At 61.9% G+C, this 1,311-nt stretch carries 1 pseudogene and 1 other annotated feature; the pseudogene reads left to right on the forward strand.

The annotated features are described in order from the left end of the window. Positions 1 to 154 precede the first annotated feature (154 nt). Positions 155 to 1,205: pseudogene (locus tag D2T30_RS22830) on the forward strand (IS3 family transposase). Further along, positions 436 to 552 (forward strand) — a sequence feature (AL1L pseudoknot). (Overlaps the previous pseudogene by 117 nt.) Positions 1,206 to 1,311 lie beyond the last annotated feature (106 nt).

The following is a 1,311-nucleotide window of genomic DNA, read 5'->3' on the forward strand; positions in this document are numbered from 1 at the left end:
TGTTCAGGATGAATGCGAAGAAACGGGCGGCTCCCTTGCCGGCAAACGGGCTTCGTCGATGGCCCCGGAGGCTCGCGGTATGCCGCCCGCACCATCCTTCATAGCGGATTCTGCAAAGACAGGAGGCCCCAACTCCTGAGTAGGATGGAGCATCATGAGCAAGACGACGAACAAGTTTTCCCCTGAAGTGCGCGAACGTGCCGTGCGGCTGGTTCTCGACAACGAGGCTCAGCATCCGTCGCGCTGGCAGGCGGTCATGTCGATCGCGGCGAAGATCGGCTGCATGCCGCAGACGCTGAATGACTGGGTGAAGAAGGCCGAGGTCGACAGCGGCCGACGCGCGGGCATCCCGACTGATATGACCGAGAGGATGAAGGCGCTTGAGCGGGAGAACCGCGAGTTGCGCCAGGCGAACGAGATCCTTCGCAAGGCGTCAGCGTATTTTGCGATGGCGGAGCTCGACCGCCGGTCTAAGTGATGGTGGGTTTTATCGACGCGCACCGGGATGCGCACGGGGTCGAGCCGATCTGCAGCATGCTGCCGATTGCCCCGTCTACTTATTATGATCACTTGGCGAAGCGTGCTGACCGGTCGCAGCTCTCGGATCGTGCCCGCCGGGACGAGGCTCTGCGTCCCGAGATCCTTCGGGTCTTCAAAGAGAACTGGCGGGTCTATGGCGTCCGGAAGATCTGGCGACAGCTTGGCCGCGAGGGGTTCAATGTCACCCGCTGCACGGTGGGGCGGCTGATGAAGAGCATGGGTATTCAAGGCATCATACGCGGAAAGCCGCACCGGACGACGATTCCCGACAAGAAGGCGCCGTGCCCGCTGGACAAGGTGAACCGGCAGTTCCGGATTCCCGCGCCCAACATGCTCTGGGTCAGCGATTTCACCTACGTCGCTACCTGGCGAGGGTTCGTCTATGTAGCCTTCGTCATCGACGCCTACGCGCGCCGGATTGTCGGCTGGCGGGCAAGCCAAACAGCGCATGCGGGCTTCGTGCGCGACGCCTTGGAACAGGCTGTTCATGATCGCCGCCCGTCAAGGGCACGGATCTCAGCCAGCATGGTGCCGAAGAACTCAGCGCCGTTGCCCAAGCGCTGAATACCCGCCCCAGGAAAACGCTGGGATGGCAAACACCGGCAGAGGCTCTCGACCGGCTGCTCAAACAGGATATGATCGAAGGTGTTGCGACGACCGGTTGAATCCGCCCAGTATCTGTCGATCAAATACACCGAGCGACTGGCCGAAGCGGGCATCGAGCCCTCTGTCGGCAGCGTTGGCGACAGTTATGACAATGCGCTGGCCGAG

Source organism: Paenirhodobacter populi, assembly GCF_004022215.1.
GTDB lineage: Bacteria > Pseudomonadota > Alphaproteobacteria > Rhodobacterales > Rhodobacteraceae > Rhodobacter > Rhodobacter populi.